Genomic DNA, 14,536 nt, shown 5'->3' on the forward strand with positions numbered 1-14,536 from the left:
CACCACCCCGCCACCGACCACCCCCCCGCGACCCTCCGCCCCCCGCACCGGCCACCCCCCCCCACCCGTGCCTGCCCGGCGGGGCCCCCCCACCCCTCTGGGTGCCCGCCCCTCTCCGTGTGTGTGCTGATCAGGCCGCGGCTGTCAGCCGCAGCGGGGTGAACGGCGCCGCCGACGCGGGCGGGGTGGTGTCGGTGAGGTAGGCGGCCATGGCTTCGGCGGTGATGGGGGTGAGCTGGACGCCCATGCGGAAGTGGCCGGTGGCCAGGTGGACGTCGGGGACGGCGGTCGGGCCGATGAGGGGGAGTGCGTCGGGCGAGGCGGGGCGCAGGCCCGCGCTGATCTCGGTGAAGCGCAGGGCGCCGACGCCGGGGATGACCTCGGCGGCGCGGGCCAGCAGACCGCTGGCGCCGTCGGCGGTGACGGTCTCGTCGTAGCCGCGGTCCTCGTAGGTGGCGCCGACGACGAGTTCGCCGTCCAGCCGGGGCACCAGGTAGAGGGACGCGCCCTTGGAGAGGGCGCGGGACGTCACGCCCAGCAGGGGCGGCTCGGAGTGCAGACGGAGGATCTGGCCCTTGACCGGGCGGATCTCGGGGATGGCGGCCTCGGGGAGGCCCCCGATGTGGTGGGTCCAGCACCCGGCGGCCAGGACGACGCGGTCGAAGGGCACCGCGTCGCCGTTGTCGAGGGTGACGGTGTGGTGCGCGACCCGGATGGCGCGGCGGCGGATGATGGTGCCGCCGAGGGCTTCGATGGCGGTGAGCAGCGCCGCGTTGAGGGTGCGCGGGTCGACGGCGCCGTCGTCGGGGCCCAGCAGGCCGCCGAGGGTGGGGGCGAAGGCGGGCTGGAGCTTGGCGCACTCCTCGGGTGTGAGGCGTTCGCTGCGGATGCCGAGCGACTCCCGGAACGACTGCTGGTGGTCGAGCTTGCGGAGGGCGTCCTCGTCGAAGGCCGCGTCCAGGACGCCGTCACGCCGGAAACCGGCGGGGGCGAACTCCTCCAGCTCGGCGGCGAAGGACGGCCAGAGGTCGCGGGAGTCCAGGCACAGCCGCAGCAGGTCGGTCACGCCGTCGATTTGCTCGCTGCTCGGCGGGAGCATGCCCGCCGACGCGTGGGATGCCTTGGTGGCGGGGGCCGGGTCGACCACGGTGACGGTGACGCCGTGGCGCAGGGCCCGCCAGGCGGTGGCGAGGCCGATGATGCCTCCGCCGACAACAACGGTGTTCATGATGCGCTCTCCTGGACGATGCGCCGCAGATGGGTGGCGAGGTCTGCGGGGGTCGGATGGTCGAAGGTGAGGGTCGCGGGGAGCCGCAGTCCGGTGGCGGCGGACAGGTGGCGGCTGAGTTCGAGGTTGCCGATGGAGTCCAGGCCGATGGTGTGGAACTCCCGGTCGGGGTCGATGTCGTCGGGGCTGTCGTAGCCGAGGACGGTGGCGGCCGCCGTACGGACGAACTCCAGGGCCGCCTCGTCGTGTTCGGCTTCGGGCAGGGTCGCTATACGGGCCCGCAGGGTGTCGGTCGCGATGGGCCGGGGCGTGGCGGCGGGCGCCAGGTCGGCGAGGACGGGTGGGATGTTTCCGGCGAGGGATCCGGTGAGGGCCGACTCGTTCAGCCGTACGGGCGCGAGCACGGCCTCGTCCCCGGCGAGGGCGGCGTCGAAGAGGGTCAGGCCCTGGTCGTGGCCGAGCGGGGCGAAGCCGGAGCGCTTGATGCGGGTGAGGTCGGTGGCGGACAGCTCGGAGCCCATGCCGCCCTCGCTCTCCCACAGCCCCCAGGCGAGGGAGGTGCCGCGCAGCCCGAGGGTGCGGCGGTGGTGGGCGAGGGCGTCGAGGACGGCGTTGGCGGCGGCGTAGTTGCCCTGCCCCGCGTTGCCGGTGAGCCCGGCGACGGAGGAGAACACCACGAACGCGCAGTCCGGGTCGCGGATCAGCTCGTGCAGCTGGAGCGCGGCGTCGGCCTTGGGACGTAGCACCGCGTCGAGCCTGCGCGGGGTGAGGGTGTCGACCGTGGCGTCGGACAGCACGCCCGCGGTGTGGATGACGGCGGAGGGCGCGGGGATGGCCGCCAGGGCGCGTTCGAGTGCCGGGCGGTCGGCGGCGTCGCAGGCGATGACGTCGACGCGGGCGCCGAGCGCGGTGAGTTCGGCGGTCAGTTCGTCGGCACCCGGGGTGCCCGGGCCTCGGCGGCTGAGCAGCACGAGGTGGCGGACGGAGTGGCGGGTGACCAGGTGGCGGGCGACCAGGCGGCCCAGCGCACCGGTGCCACCGGTGATGACGACAGTGCCGGTGAGGCTCGTACGGCCCGCTGGTGGCGGGCAGCGGACGAGGCGCGGCCGGAACAGGGCGCCGTGGCGCACGGCGAGTTGCGGTTCGCCGGAGGCCACGGCGGCGAGGAGGGCGCGGCCCGAGTCCTCGGGGTCGTCGACGTCGACGAGGACGAAGCGGCCGGGGTGTTCCGACTGGGCGCTGCGCAGCAGCCCCCACACGGCCGCGCCCGGCAGGTCGGACAGGTCTTCCTGGGCGCGGGTCGCGAGGGCGCCGCTGCTGACCAGGACGAGGCGGGCGCCGGAGAGGCGGGGGTCGGCCGACCACTCCTGAACGAGCATCAGGGCGCGCTGGGCGGCCGAGCGCACGGGCGAGTCCTGGTCCGTGCAGGACACCACGACCACGTCGGGTACGGGCGCGCCGTCGCGGAGCGCGGAGTCGAGGGCGGCCAGCGAGGGGTAGGAGCCGAACGAGCGGCGGATGGACTTCAGGGCGCCGGTGACGCCGATGTGGTCGGTGCCGAGGAACGCCCAGCGCCGCTGGTCGGCGGCGGCAGACGGCTGCTCGACGGCCTTCCAGGCGACGCGCAGCAGCTGGGTGCGCTGCGTGGCGGCGTCGAGCTGGTCGGCGGTGACCGGGCGTCGGACGAGCGTCTTGACCGTGACGACGGGTTCGCCGTCGTCGCCGGTCAGGGCCAGGGAAACACCGCCCTCGCCGGGCCGGGCGTGGACGCCGACCTGCCGCGCGCCCGCCTTGTGGAGCCGCACGCCGCGCAGCGCGAAGGGCAGGAAGGTGGCGTCGTCGCGGTCGAGGTCCGGTACGAGGGCGGCCTGCAACGCGGCGTCGAACAGCGCCGGGTGCAGGTGGTAGTCGCCCTCGCCACCGGAGGCGGCGTCGTCGAGGCGGGCCTCCGCGTGGACCTCCGCGCCGTCCGTCCATACGGCGCGCAGGCCGCGGAAGGCGGGCCCGTACGGGAGGCCACGGTCGGCGAGACGGCGGTAGATGTGCGCGATGTCGACCTGCCGGGCTTCCTGGGGAAGCTCTGGCCGTTCCGGGTTGCTCATGGTGGCTTCCTCCGCGGGGCCGGGCGGGTCAGTTTTCGGGCGGGTTGGTGATGGCGGCGGCGATCTCGCCATGGCTCTCGCCGCCCTGCTCGTCCCAGTAGCGGCAGCGGGTCCGCAGCATCACCAGGGCGTCGCGCAGATCGTTGGCGTCCCATTCGGCGATGTCGGCGATCTCGATCTCGCCGCGGAAGTGACGGCCGCTCATGGCGGTGCGGAAAGTGCTCCGGAAGTCGGTGATGAACACGTCCGCGAGCTGCCGGGTCCAGAACTGCTCCAGTGTCCACCGGGAGAAGGGCGCGACGAGGGATTCCTTCACCGACTTGGCCATCAGGTAGTAGGCCATCTGGTTGAAGCAGATGTTGAACTCGACCGAGTTGAAGTGGCCAGTGTCGTCGATGTAGCAGGACTCGGGGATCAGGAAGGTGCAGGCGGCGCCGAGCCGTCCGCCGTCGAGGGGGTCGCCCTCCACCGTGACCGCCGCCGAGGTGAGGTATTCACACCGCTTGGCCCGGTAGGGGGTGAGCACGCGGTGCAACAGTTCCTCGTCGGTGGGGTAGACGCGCTGGTCGGTGTCGTCGAGCAACCGGGTCATGTCGGGTCTCCTGATCGTTGCGCGGTGCGGAGGAGTTCGGCCAGGCTCATGTTCTGGATCGCCGCGGTGCGGTCCTCCGTGTCCGGGCCCGGCTCCGGACCGTCCGGTGTAGTGTCCGGGTCGCTGAAGCCCAGTTCGTCCAGCAGATGGCGGGTGAGGACGAGCGCGGTCGGGTGGTCGAAGACGAGCGTCGCGGGCAGGCGTTCCCCGACGGCCTCGCCGAGCGCGTTGCGGAACCGCACGGCGGCGAGGGAGTCGAAGCCCATGTCGCGGAACGACCGTTCGGCGTCGACCTCGTCGGCGTCGACGAAGCCGAGGGTGGCGGCGGCCTGGGTGCGGACGACGTCCAGCAGTGCCTGTTCCCGGCGGGCGGGGGTGAGGCGGGCGAGCCGGTCGCGCAGGTTCTCGGCGGGTTCGGTGGCGGTGGCGGCGGGGTCGACGGCGCGGCGGACCGGGCCGCGTACCAGGTCGCGCATCAGATACGGCACATCGGCGCGGCGCTGCCCGGTCAGGTCGAGCCGTACGGGCGCCAGGAACGCCCGGTCGAGCGCCCCGGCGGCGTCCAGCAGCGCCATGCCCTCGTCGGAGGCGATGGGCAGGACGCCGTCACGCCGCATGCCCGCCAGGTCGGCGGCGTCCAGTGCGCCGGTCATGCCGCTGGCCACCTCCCACAGCCCCCAGGCCAGCGACTGCGCGGGCAGGCCCTGGGCGCGCCGGTGGGCGGCGAGGCCGTCGAGGAAGGTGTTGGCGGCGGCGTAGTTGCCCTGCCCGGCGCCTCCGGTCACGCCCGCGGCGGACGAGAACAGCACGAACGCCGACAGGTCGTGGTCCGCGGTGAGTTCATGGAGGTTCAGCGCCGCGTCGACCTTGGGGCGCATCACCGTGGCCATCTTCTCCGGTGTCAGCGAGGAGATGATCCCGTCGTCGAGAACGCCCGCGGTGTGCACGACTCCGGCGAGCGTACGGCCCGCCAGCACGGCGGCCAGCGCGTCGCGGTCGGCGGCGTCACAGGCGATGATGTCGACGCGGGCGCCGAGCGCGGTGAGGTCGGCGGCCAGGCCGTCGGCGCCGGGTGCGCCGGGGCCCCGGCGGCTGGTGAGCAGCAGGTCGGTGACGCCGTGGGCGGTGACCAGGTGGCGGGCGACCAGAGCGCCGAGGGTGCCGGTGCCGCCGGTGATGAGCACGGTGCCATCACCGAAGGTGGTGGCGGGCCGGTCACCGGAGGCAGTGGCACGGGTCAGGCGCGGCCGGTGCAGGGTGCCGGAGCGCATCGCGAGCTGTGCTTCGCCGGTGGCCACCGCCGCGCCGAGATCGGCATCGGTCGGGTCGAGGCCGGTGGCGTCGAGGTCGAGGAGGACGACGCGCCCCGGGTTCTCCGTCTGGGCGCTGCGGACCAGCCCCCAGACCGCGGCCCCGGCCAGATCGGTGACGTCCTCGCCGCCGACCGACACGGCACCCCGGGTGACCACCACCAGCGTGGCGTCATCGTCCCGGTCATCCTCCAGCCACGGCTGGAGGACACCCAGCGCCGCCGTGGTCGCCGCGTGGACGGCCTCGGCGGTCGTACCGCCCGCGCAGCGGTGCACGACGGTCCGCGCCGGGGTGGCCCCGCTCAATGCAGCGGGCGCCCAGGCGAGTTCGTACAGCGCGTCGTGAGATGTGTCCGCAGGGTGGGCCGTGGCCATCGGGCGCAGGACGAGCGAGTCGACGGACGCGACGGGGCGTCCCGCCGTGTCGGTGAGGCGCAGCGCCACCTCGTCCTCGCCCAGCCGGGTCATCCGCAGCCGGAGCGCGGCGGCTCCCGAGGCGTGCAGGTCGATCCGCGTCCAGGCGAACGGGAGCGTGACCCGTCCGTCGTCGGTGGCGAGCAGCGCGGTGGCGTGCAGGGCCGCGTCGAGCGCGGCCGGGTGCAGCCCGTAGCGCGGGGCCTCGGTGGCGGCCTGTTCGGGCAGCGCGATGTCCGCGTACACCTCGTCGCCGGACCGCCAAGCGGCCCGCATCCCCCGGAAAACCGGGCCGTACATGGGCCCTTCGGCGGAGGGCGGCTCGTAGAAGCCGGTCAGGTCGACCGGTTCGGCGCCGGGCGGTGGCCAGGGCGCGGGGTCGGGCGCCGGTTCCGGTGCGGCGTCGGCGAGGGTGCCCTGCGCGTGGCGGGTCCAGAGGGTGTCGGCGGGGGCGTCGTCGGGCCGCGAGTGGATCGCCACGGTGCGCAGGTCGGCGCCGACGACGACCTGGATGGCCACGCCGCCCCGCGCCGGGAGGACGAGGGGCGCCTCGATCGTCAGCTCCTCCACGCGTCCCCGGCCCACCTCGTCACCTGCCCGGATGGCCAGTTCCACGAAGCCGGAACCGGGGAACAGGACGGTGTCGCCGACCGCGTGGTCCGCCAGCCACGGCTGCGCGGAGAGCGCCAGCCGTCCGGTGAGCAGCACTCCCCCGGCCCCGGCGACGGGCACCGCCGCGCCCAGCAGCGGGTGGCCTGCGGGCAGCTGGCCGATGCCGCGCGCGTCGCCGGTGTGTTCGGGCGCGGGCAGCCAGTACCGCTTGCGCTGGAACGGGTAGGTGGGCAGGTCGACGCGGTGGGCGCCGGTTCCGGCGAACGCGGTTTCCCAGTCGACGGTGGCGCCCCGTACGTACGCCTCGGCCAGCGAGGTGAGGAATTCGCGCGGGCCGCCCGCGTTGCGGCGCAGGGTGCCGACGAGCGTGGCGGCCACCTCGGCCGATTCGGCGGTCTCGCCGAGCCCGGCCAGCAGGCCCGGGTGGGGGCTGGCCTCGACGAAGATCTCGAAGCCGTCGGCCAGCAGCGCCCGTGTCGTCTCCTCGAACCGGACGGTCTGCCGCAGGTTGGTGTACCAGTACGCGGCGTCAAGACCCTCGGTGTCCAACTGCCCCGCCGTCACGGTGGAGTAGAACGGAATGGCCGAGGTGCGCGGCGTCAGGCCGGTCAGCTCTGCGAGCAGCCGGTCGCGGATCTCCTCCACGAACACCGAGTGGGAGGCGTAGTCCACGCGGATGCGGCGGGTCTGGACGCCCTCGCCGTCCAGCCGGTCCCGCAGCTCGTCCAGGGCCTGCGGCTCACCGCACACCACGACGGAGGCGGGGCCGTTGATGACGGCGAGCTGGAGGCGGCCGCCGAAGTCGGCCAGGTGTCCGGCCGTACGGTCGGCGGACAGGGCCACCGACATCATGCCGCCCCGGCCCGCCAGGTCCTGGCGGATGATCCGGCTGCGCAGCGCGACGACGCGCGCGCCGTCCTCCAGCGACAGCGCACCGGCCACGCACGCGGCGGCGATCTCGCCCTGCGAGTGGCCGACCACGGCGGCCGGTTCGACACCGGCGGCGCGCCACGCCTCGGCCAGCGACACCATCAGCGCCCACAGCGCGGGCTGGACGACATCGACGTCCTCCAGGGGCGGTGCGCCCGGCGCGCCGTGCAGCACGTCGAGCAGATCCCAATCGACGTACGGTTCGAGGGCCTTGGCGCATTCGCCGAGGCGGGTCGCGAAGGCCGGGGAGTGTTCCAGCAGGGCCACGCCCATGCCGGGCCACTGCGAGCCCTGCCCGGGGAAGACGAACACGGCGCGCGGATCACCCCGTCGCACCCCTTGGACGACGGTGGCGGGTGTCTTCCCGGCCGCCACCGCGTCGAGCCCGGCGAGGAGTCCGTCACGGTCGCCGTCCACGATCACGGCCCGGTGTTCCAGGGCGGCGCGGCCACGGGCGAGCGAGGCGGCCACATCCAGGGCGTCGGTGTCCGGTCGGTCGCGCAGCTGGGTGGCGATGCGGGCGGCCTGGGCGCGCAGCGCCTCGGCGGACGCCGCCGACACGGTCAGCGGTACGGCCGGGGGCCGCTCGCCGCGCGGTTCCCTCGCGCCGGGTGGCGGCGCCTCCTCCAGGACCACATGCGCGTTGGTTCCGCTGACGCCGAACGAGGACACCGCGGCCCGCCTCGGGCGGCCGCCGACCTGCCACTCCCTGGCCTCGGTGAGCAGTTCGACGGCGCCCTCGGCCCAGTCGATGTGCGGGGAGGGGGTGTCGGCGTGGAGGGTGCGGGGCAGCACACCGTGCCGCATCGCCATCACCATCTTGATGACGCCCGCGACTCCGGCGGCGGCCTGGGTGTGCCCCAGGTTGGACTTGACCGACCCGAGCCACAGCGGTGCGCCGTCCGCGCCGCGCTCCTGCCCGTACGTGGCCATCAGCGCCTGCGCCTCGATCGGGTCGCCGAGGGTGGTGCCGGTGCCATGGCCCTCGACGGCGTCGATGTCGGCGGGCGTCAGCCCCGCAGCCGCCACCGCCTGCCGGATCACCCGCTGCTGGGCGGGGCCGTTGGGGGCGGAGAGGCCGTTGGACGCGCCGTCCTGGTTGACGGCCGAGCCACGGATCACGGCGAGCACCGGGTGTCCGGCGCGGCGCGCGTCCGACAGCCGTTCCAGCAGCAGCAGTCCCGCGCCTTCGCCCCAGCCGGTGCCGTCGGCGGACGCCCCGTACGCCTTGCAGCGGCCGTCGGCGGCGAGCCCGCCTTGCAGGCTCATCCCGATGAACGTCTCGGGCGTGGCCATCACGGTGACGCCACCGGCCAGCGCGAGCGTGCACTCGCCCTGCCGCAGCGCCTGCATCGCCCAGTGCATGGCCACCAGGGAGGAGGAGCATGCGGTGTCGATGGTGACGGCCGGGCCCTGGAGGCCGAGGGTGTAGGCGATGCGGCCGGACGCGACGCTGCCGAGGCCACCGCCCGCGGTGAAGCCCGCGAGGTCTTCGGGGACGGAGCCGGAGGGCGGCGCCCAGTCGTGGTACATGACCCCGGCGAACACTCCGGTGGCGCTGCCCTTCAGGGACAGCGGGTCGATGCCGCCGCGCTCCAGGGTCTCCCACGCGGTTTCCAGCAGCAGGCGGTGCTGCGGGTCCATCGCCTGGGCTTCCTTCGGGCTGATGCCGAAGAAGGCGGGGTCGAACTCGGCGGCGTCGTAGAGGAATCCGCCCTCGCGGGTGGAGGTGGTGCCGTGTCTGCCGGGTTCGGGGTGGTAGATCTCCTCGGTGTGCCAGCCCCGGTCCTCGGGGAAGGCGGCGATGGCGTCGGTGCCGTCGGCGACCAGCCGCCACAGCTCCTCGGGCGAGTTGACGCCACCGGGGTAGCGGCAGGCCATCGCCACGATCGCGATGGGCTCGTCCGCCGAGGCCCGTACGGTGGTCCGCGCCGGAGTGGCGGCGGACGCGGCGCCGCTCACCTTGCTGACGCCGCTCACCTTGTCGAGGCCGCTCACCTTTTCCAGTACATGGTCGGCGAGGTCGCCCGGCGTCGGGTGGTCGAAGATCAGCGTGGAGGTGAGCCGGAGCCCGGTGGCCTCGCCGAGCGCGTTGCGCAGCTCGACGGCGGCCAGGGAGTCGAAGCCCAGCTCGGTGAAGGCGCGGCGGGGGTCGATGGCGGTGCCGCTGTCGTGGCCGAGGACGACGGCGATCTGAGCGCGCACCAGGTCGAGGACGATCCGGGCCCGTTCGGCGTCGGGTTTCCCGGCCAGCCGGTCGGCCAGCGCGCCACCGGGGCCGCCCACGGCCGTGGCGGCGGCGGTGCGCCGGGCGGGGGTGCGGACCAGGCCGCGCAGCATCGGCGGGATGCCGTCGGGGCGGGCCCGCAGCGCGGGCACGTCGAGACGCAGCGGCACCAGGGCCGGTGCGCCGGAGGTGAGGGCCTGGTCGAGGAGGGCGAGGTTCTCGTCGGAGCCGAGCGCGGGGAGCCCGGAGCGTGCGGCGCGGCGCAAGGTCACCTCGTCGAGGCGGGCGCCCATGCCCGCGTCGCCCGCCCACAGGTTCCACGCCAGGGAGGTGGCCGGGAGGCCGTGGGCGGCGCGGTGTTCGGCGAGCGCGTCGAGGAAGGCGTTGGCGGCGGCGTAGTTGCCCTGACCCGCCGACTCCAGGGTCCCGGCCGCGGAGGAGAACAGCACGAACGCGGCCAGCGGGCGGTCCCGGGTCAGCTCGTGCAGATGCCAGGCGCCGTCCGCCTTGCCGTGGAAGACGGTACGGACCTGCTCGGGCGTGAGCGATCCGGCGAGCCCGTCGTCGATGACTCCGGCGCCGTGGACGACGGCCGTCAGCGGATGCTCGTCGGGGATCGTCTCCAGCAGGGCGGCCAGGGCCGCGCGGTCGGCGACATCGCACGCGGCCACAGTGGCGTGGGCGCCCAACGCCTGTAGCTCGGCGGCGAGTTCGGTGGCTCCCGGGCCGTCCGGGCCGCGCCGCCCGGTGAGCAGCAGGTGTTTCACCCCGTACCGGCGGACGAGGTGGCGGGCGACCAGACCGCCAAGGCCTCCGGTGCCGCCGGTGATCAGCACCGTGCCGTCCAGGTCCCAGGCGACGGGGCACGGGGTGTCCGGCATCGGCGTACGCGCCAGGCGCGGTACGAGCAACGCGCCGTCATGCAGGGCGAGTTGGGTTTCGCCGGTGGTCAGGGCGGCGCGTATCTCGGGTTCGGGTACGTCGCGGTCGGTGCCGACGAGGACGAACCGGCCGGGGTTCTCGGCCTGGGCGGAGCGCACCAGCGCCCACAGCGGCGCCAGCGTCAGGTCGCCCTTCGCCTCACGGGTGACGATCGCCAGCCGGGTGTCGTCGCGCAGCGCGCCCTCGATGAGCTTCAGGCCGTACAGCGTGGCCTCGCGCGCCGCCTCGGCGGGGGCGCCGGGGAAAGTGGCGGGCACGTACGCGAGGTCGAATTCCCCGGCGGCCGTGGTGTCCGGCTCCTGCGGGGCCTGGATCCCGGTCCATTCGACGCGCAGCAGCGCCCCGTCCCGCGCCCCGGAGCGCACCCCGTTCAGCGGCACCGGCCGCTGGACGAGGGACCGTACGGTGGCCACCGGCGCCCCGGTGGTGTCGGCCAGCTCGACCGCGACCTCGTCCGTGGCCGTCCGGCGCAGATGGACACGTACGGCGGTGGCGCCGGCGGCGTGGAGTTCGTAGCCGAGCCAGGCGAACGGGAGCCGCACCTGGCCGTCGTCCTCCGGCCCTTCGGCGGCGTGCAGGCTGGCGTCCAGCAGCGCCGGGTGCAGCCCGAACCGGTCGGCGCCCGCCTCGTCCATTGAGACTTCGGCGAACACCTCGTCCCCCCGGCGCCACGCGGCGCGCACGCCCTGGAACGCGGGCCCGTAGCCGTACCCCTGCGCGGCCTGGCGCTCGTAGAGGCCATCGACGTCGATCGGCTCGGCACCGTCCGGTGGCCACTGCGCGAACCCGGCCCCGTCCGCTGCCGCGCCCTCGCCGTGTTCGGCCAGCACCCCGCTGGCGTGCCGGGTCCAGCTCTCCTCGCTGCGCGCGGGGCGCGAGTAGATCTCGGCGGTACGGCGGCCCGCCGCGTCCGGCGCGCCCACGACGACCTGGACCTCCGCCGCCGCGTCCCCGGTCAGTGACAGCGGCGTCTCCAGGGTGAGTTCCTCCACCACACCGCAGCCCGCCTCGTCCCCGGCCCGTACGGCCAGCTCGACCAGGGCGGTGCCGGGGACGAGGACGACACCGGCGATGACGTGGTCGGCCAGCCACGGCTGGGACCGGGTGGACAGCAGGCCCGTCAGGACCAGCCCGTCGACGCCCGCGAGGCTGACGGCGGTGTCCAGCAGCGGATGCCCAATGGTGTCCGGGCCGCTCCCGGCGTCCAGCCAGTACCGCTTGCGCCGGAACGCGTAGGTGGGCAGCGCGGTGCGGCGGGCGCCACGGCCCGCGAAGAAGCGGTCCCAGTCGACGGCGGCGCCATGGGCGTGCGCCGCACCCAGCGCGGTGACAGCCTGCCGCTCCTCGTCGTGCCCGTCGCGCAGCAGCGCGGCGAACGCGGTGTCCGGGCCGTCGTCGGCGAGGCAGTCGCGCCCCATCGCCGACAGGACGGCGTCGGGGCCCAGCTCCAGGTAGGCGGTGACGCCGTGGGCCTCCAGCAGCCGCATGCCATCGGCGAACCGCACCGGCTCGCGCACGTGGCGCACCCAGTAGTCGGCGTCGAACGCGGCGCCGACCTCGCCGGACAGCGTGGACACCACCGGGATGCGCGGTGGCGCGTACGTCAGGGTTTCGGCGACCCGGCGGAAGTCGTCCAGCATGGGGTCCATCAGCGGTGAGTGGAACGCGTGCGAGACGCGCAGCCGCCGCGTCTTGCGCCCCTGCTCGGCGAAGCGGGCGGCGACGGCGAGGACGGCGTCGGCCTCCCCGGACAGCACCACGGCGGAGGGGCCGTTGACGGCGGCGAGGCCGACCCGTTCGGTCAGATACGGGACGACCTCGGCCTCCTCGGCCTGGACCGCCACCATCGCGCCACCGCCGGGCAGTTCGTGCATCAGCGTGCCGCGCGCCCCGACCAGCAGCGCCGCGTCGGCCAGGGACATCACCCCGGCGGCGTGCGCGGCGGCGATCTCGCCGATGGAGTGTCCGGCGACCAGGCCGGGGGCCACGCCCCACGACTCCAGCAGCCGGAACAGGGCGGTCTCGACGGCGAAGAGGGCGGCCTGCGCGTACCGGGTCTGGTGGAGGAGTTCGGCCTGCGGCGAGCCGGGCTCGGCGAACAGCACTTCGCCGAGGGGTTCGTCGAGATGGAGGTCGAGGTGGTCGGCGGCCGCCTGGAGCGCCCGCGCGAACACCGGGAAGGCACGGACGAGTTGGCGGCCCATGCCGGGGCGCTGGCTGCCCTGGCCGGTGAAGAGGAACGCGGTCCGGCCCGTGGCCCGCGTCGTACCGGTGTGCAGTCCGGGCGCGGTGGCGCCCTCGGCGAGGGCGGTCAGGGCGCGGCGCAGCTGGTCGCGGTCGGTGGCGACGACCGTGGCGCGGTGGCGCAGCGCGGCGCGTGTGGTGGCGGTCGAGTACGCGATGTCCAGCGGCGACGCGTCGTCCACGACGGTCAGGAGCCGGGCGGCCTGGGCGCGCAGGGCGTCGTCCCCCTGGGCGGACAGGACGACGGGGACGGGCCGGTCGGCGGCGGGGGGCTCGGGGTCGTCCGCTACGAGGGTCGGCGGCTCTTCGATGATGACGTGGGCGTTGGTTCCGCTCGCGCCGAACGAGGAGATCCCGGCCCGGCGCGGGGTGTCCGTGCCCTCCCACGGGACGGGCTCGGTGAGGAGCCGTACGGTCCCCTCCGACCAGTCGACGTGCGGGGTCGGCGCGTCCACGTGCAGGGTGCGGGGCAGCGTACGGTTCCGCATCGCCTGGACCATCTTGATGATCCCGGCGGCCCCCGCCGCAGCTCCCGTGTGCCCGATGTTGGACTTCACCGACCCGAGCCACAGGGGGTTGTCGGGTGAGCGTCCGCGCCCGTAGGCGGCGACCAGGGCCTGACCCTCGATGGGGTCGCCGAGCGTGGTGCCGGTGCCGTGCGCCTCGACCGCGTCGACCTCCTCGGGGACGAGGCCCGCGTCGGCGAGCGCCTGGCGGATGACGCGCTGCTGGGCGAGGCCGTTGGGCGCGGCGAGGCCGTTGCTGGCGCCGTCCTGGTTGATGGCGGTGCCCCGGATCACGGCCAGCACCGGGTGGCCGTCGCGCAGCGCGTCCGTAAGGCGGGCCAGGACGAACACGCCCGCGCCCTCGGCGAACGACGTGCCGTCCGCCGCCGCGGCGAACGCCTTGATGCGCCCGTCCTGGGCCAGGCCGCGCTGGCGGCTGAAGGTGGTGAACGTACCGGGGCTGGAGATGACGGTGACACCGCCCGCCAGCGCCAGCCCGCACTCGCCGCGCTGGAGGGACCGTACGGCCAGGTGGAGGGCGGTGAGCGAGCCGGAGCAGGCGGTGTCGACGGTGAGCGTGGGCCCTTCGAGGCCGAGCGTGTAGGCGACGCGGCCGGACACCACGCTGGGCAGGCTGCCGCCCAGGACATAGCCGTCGAGGCCGTCCGGGGCCTCGTGGGTGCGGGGCCCGTACTCGTGCGGCTCCACGCCGATGAACACGCCCGACGGGGTGCCGCGCAGTCGGCCCGGGTCGATGCCCGCGCGCTCCAGCGCCTCCCAGGAGGTCTCCAGCAGCAGCCGCTGCTGGGGGTCCATGGCCAGCGCCTCTTTGGGGTTGATCTGGAAGAAGTCGGCGTCGAAGTCGGCCGCGTCCGGCAGGAATCCTCCGCGCCGCACATAGCTGGTGCCGGTGGCGGACGGATCGGGGTCGTAGAGGCGGTCGAGGTCCCAGCCCCGGTCGGCAGGGAAGTCGGTGAGCACATGGGTGCCGTCGGCCAGGATCCGCCACAGGTCCTCGGGCGAGGTCACCCCGCCGGGGAAGCGGCAGCCGATGCCGACGATGGCGATCGGCTCGTCGGACACGGCGGGTGCGGTGGGCGCCGCTTCGTCCGGGGCGGGCCCGGTGGCGGTGCCATGCACCACGGCCACCAGGTGGCGGGCCAGGGCGGCCGGGGTCGGGTGGTCGAAGCCGATGGTGACGGGCAGTTCCACCCCCAGTTCGGCGGTGAGCCGCCGGTGCAGCTGGACCAGGCCGAGCGAGTCCAGGCCCTCCGCCAGGAACGGGCGGTCGGCCGCCACGTCGGTGGGCCCGTCCCCGTAGGCGTCGGGGTCGGCGGCCCGCAGCACGGCGGCGGCCTGCGCCAGCACCAGTTCCAGCATCGCGGCCTGTGACTGCTCGGTCATGTGCATACTCCGCAACGAAGAAGAG

The 14,536-nt window shown here is 74.8% G+C and carries 3 protein-coding genes and 1 pseudogene; all 4 read right to left on the reverse strand.

Annotation, left to right across the window (positions count from 1 at the left end):
* Positions 1 to 130 precede the first annotated feature (130 nt).
* On the reverse strand, positions 131 to 1,228 hold the full coding sequence (gene thiO / locus ACFV9T_RS34410; protein ID WP_385446439.1) for a glycine oxidase ThiO: 1,098 nt from the start codon (positions 1,226 to 1,228) through the stop codon (positions 131 to 133).
* Positions 1,225 to 3,330: a type I polyketide synthase gene (locus ACFV9T_RS34415; protein ID WP_385446440.1), complete on the reverse strand. Its 2,106-nt coding sequence runs from the start codon at positions 3,328 to 3,330 to the stop codon at positions 1,225 to 1,227. The genes thiO and ACFV9T_RS34415 overlap by 4 nt, the downstream gene beginning before the upstream one ends.
* A gap of 28 nt (positions 3,331 to 3,358) precedes the next feature.
* Positions 3,359 to 3,922: an FcoT family thioesterase gene (locus ACFV9T_RS34420; RefSeq protein WP_385446441.1), complete on the reverse strand. Its 564-nt coding sequence runs from the start codon at positions 3,920 to 3,922 to the stop codon at positions 3,359 to 3,361.
* A pseudogene (locus ACFV9T_RS34425) lies at positions 3,919 to 14,511 on the reverse strand (SDR family NAD(P)-dependent oxidoreductase); the annotation flags it as partial. The gene ACFV9T_RS34420 and the pseudogene ACFV9T_RS34425, both read right to left, overlap by 4 nt.
* Between the last annotated feature and the right edge of the window lie 25 nt (positions 14,512 to 14,536).

The organism is Streptomyces sp. NPDC059850, from assembly GCF_042731515.1.
Classification (GTDB): Bacteria; Actinomycetota; Actinomycetes; order Streptomycetales; family Streptomycetaceae; genus Streptomyces.

Excerpts from the sequence above, each read along its gene's own strand:
- thiO (WP_385446439.1), bottom strand. The coding sequence starts at position 1,228 with ATGAACACCGTTGTTGTCGGCGGAGGCATCATCGGCCTCGCCACCGCC.
- ACFV9T_RS34415 (WP_385446440.1), bottom strand. The coding sequence starts at position 3,330 with ATGAGCAACCCGGAACGGCCAGAGCTTCCCCAGGAAGCCCGGCAGGTC.
- ACFV9T_RS34420 (WP_385446441.1), bottom strand. The coding sequence starts at position 3,922 with ATGACCCGGTTGCTCGACGACACCGACCAGCGCGTCTACCCCACCGAC.